General features: G+C 62.8%; 3 protein-coding genes. 1 reads left to right on the top strand and 2 read right to left on the bottom strand.

What is annotated here, in order from left to right:
* Window positions 1-194 (bottom strand): hypothetical protein (locus CK944_RS22290; RefSeq protein ID WP_103175201.1); only part of this gene is annotated, 194 nt, incomplete at its 3' end.
* Window positions 187-357, bottom strand: coding sequence for a hypothetical protein (locus tag CK944_RS23525; RefSeq protein WP_158248140.1), 171 nt, complete (start codon window positions 355-357; stop codon window positions 187-189). The genes CK944_RS23525 and CK944_RS22290, both read right to left, overlap by 8 nt.
* 88 nt (window positions 358-445) lie before the next feature.
* Here CK944_RS23525 and CK944_RS22285 point away from each other — a divergent pair, with 88 nt between their 5' ends.
* Window positions 446-658, top strand: a complete 213-nt coding sequence (locus CK944_RS22285; protein ID WP_158248139.1) for a hypothetical protein — start codon at window positions 446-448, stop codon at window positions 656-658.
* Window positions 659-937: the final 279 nt, after the last annotated feature.

The following is a 937-nucleotide window of genomic DNA, read 5'->3' as shown; positions in this document are numbered from 1 at the left end:
TCGCCGTCGCGGAACATGCTGGCTTCCCAACCATGCTGCTCGATGAACAGGCGGTCGGCCTCCGCGCCCCGCTCGGCGTGCAGATCGCCGGCACGGTGTCCGCTCGGGCGACGGCACCACAGGCCGGGGGCGCTTTGGCAGGTCGGGCAGCACACGGCCAGAACCGGGTGCGGGTAGGCGGTGAAGTCAGGCATGGCAGCTTTCCTCGGCAGTCGAAAAGCGGGGCTCGATCCGGCAGCCATATTGATCGCGGGCCACAAGGTCGAACGGCATCTGATCCAATGTAAACCGGCCTACGCTGTAGCTGAGCAGGAAATCCAGAGGTGAGAGCGGATCGGCGGGATGGTTCCCAAACATTGCATCCCTTTCTGCTGCTGGGCCGTTATGCATCGGACCATCAAATGAGAGACCGATTATGACAAAGGCCATCCTGACCCTTGAGGGCATGAACCAGATCAGCGGCGACGTGGAAACTGGCGGCGATTATGTCCGGTTTACGGCACCGGATGCGCTGGATGAAAGTCAGATCAACGGCCCGCATGAAGGAGAACTCGTGATCGATGGGAAGGGCGAACGGGTGGTCCTCACCAATTACAGGACCACGGACGAGGGCGGATGCGAGATCACCCTTCGCCGGATACAACCCAACGTTTCCTGAGCAACTACGCGGCTGCGGATCAGCATGTCGTTCGCTGCCGCCTTGGGCTGCACCAATCCCCGGCCATCAGCTTGGTCAGAAGGGGCAGAGCTTCTCGTTCAAGGCGCTGCTTGCGGCGCAGCGCAGCCCGCTTTCGGCTGGTGTCGGTGAACGGGTGGCGTTCGCATCGTGTGAGCCGCATGGGGGCAACCTCCTTCGCGCGAGAGGCAGGCAGGGCGCAAACGCCCTGCTGCGGTGGTTCACGTCATGCCTTCGGGCGACGATCAAGGCGGAACCGGA

Source organism: Paracoccus sp. SY (assembly GCF_002901215.1).
GTDB lineage: Bacteria > Pseudomonadota > Alphaproteobacteria > Rhodobacterales > Rhodobacteraceae > Paracoccus > Paracoccus acridae.
This window is presented reverse-complemented; position numbering and strand designations above follow the sequence as displayed.

Bases quoted from the DNA above. Each gene is read 5' to 3' on its own strand.
- CK944_RS23525 (WP_158248140.1), bottom strand. From the start codon at position 357: ATGTTTGGGAACCATCCCGCCGATCCGCTCTCACCTCTGGATTTCCTG.
- CK944_RS22285 (WP_158248139.1), top strand. From the start codon at position 446: ATGAACCAGATCAGCGGCGACGTGGAAACTGGCGGCGATTATGTCCGG.